General features: G+C 53.5%; 1 pseudogene. It reads left to right on the forward strand.

Annotated features, from left to right (window positions below):
- Nucleotides 1-118 precede the first annotated feature (118 nt).
- Nucleotides 119-1,099: pseudogene (locus tag KDX37_RS29190) on the forward strand (McrC family protein); the annotation flags it as partial.
- Nucleotides 1,100-1,199 lie beyond the last annotated feature (100 nt).

Below are 1,199 nucleotides of genomic sequence, written 5' to 3' on the forward strand. Positions count from 1 at the left end.
AATCCCGATGATAAGGGCGATGGTGTCCACATATTTTTTAAGTGGAGAACATCGTCCTTATTGCAGGGATCGGGTAGGTGACTTCGCCGGACGGTTACGCTATGGCTGAGCACAAGGGGTGAAAACCACCCTGACGGTTCGTGAATATGCCCGGCTTACCACCAGTCATATTTCTAGCCCTACGCTCGATGTCGCGCAGGTAACGCCGTCGGCTTTCGATTGGTTGTGTAAAACGAGTTCGCAATTTAGCAAGGCCGGGGCTGCTCTGGTCCAGATTGAAGGCCGTCAGTGGCTAAAGCTCGATAACTACGTAGGAGCGCTGGAAACACCTTGTGGAACGCGCATTGAAATTCTGCCCAAGCATTTCGAGCAAGGCGACTGCATTCAGCAAAGCCGTACCTTACTGCGGCGAATGATTCAGAAGTCTCTGGACCTGCCCACTCGTAAAGTCGGGGCAACGGACTTGCAGCGTTTCGATGCTCCGTTGACTGAGTGGGTAATGCGCAGCTTCCTTGACGCGTTAGACCATTTAATCAAAAGGGGCCTGCGCTTCGACTATCAGCGGGTTGAGGAAGAGCAGCGGTATCTGCGAGGCCAACTCAATACGGCCCGCCAAATGCGTCAGCCCGCTGGTAGGCAGCATCACTTTCAAATCCGTCACGATATATTCCTGCCTGACCGCCCAGAGAACCGGCTGCTCAAGACGGCGCTAGAGATTGTCTGCAAAACCACGCAAGACCCCAGCAACTGGCGCCTCTCCCATGAGTTGCGTTCAGTCCTGCTAGATATCCCAGCCAGTAGAGACACCACGCAAGATTTGAAACAGTGGCGCCATGACCGCCTCATGGCCCACTACCAGCCGGTAAGGCCTTGGTGCGAACTCATCATCGAACAACAAACGCCCTTGGCGATTGCAGGCGATTGGCAGGGCATGAGCCTCTTGTTCCCCATGGAAAAACTGTTCGAACGGTACGTTGCCGCTTGTTTGAAGGATTCTTTACCTTCTGACGCAACGCTGCACACCCAGAGCAAGAGCGAATATCTATGTACTCATCAAGGCAAAAAAGTTTTTCGACTCCAGCCTGATCTGATGATCACACTGTAGTGGTCAACTAATCCCGGACACGACGTTAAGTTTTTCTTCGGCCCGAGCTGGCGCCAGCCCACCGTTGAATTGATGGGGGCGAACCCAGTTGTAC

The sequence above is a fragment of the Pseudomonas californiensis genome (assembly GCF_021147775.1).
In the GTDB taxonomy this organism is placed as follows: Bacteria; Pseudomonadota; Gammaproteobacteria; order Pseudomonadales; family Pseudomonadaceae; genus Aquipseudomonas; species Aquipseudomonas californiensis.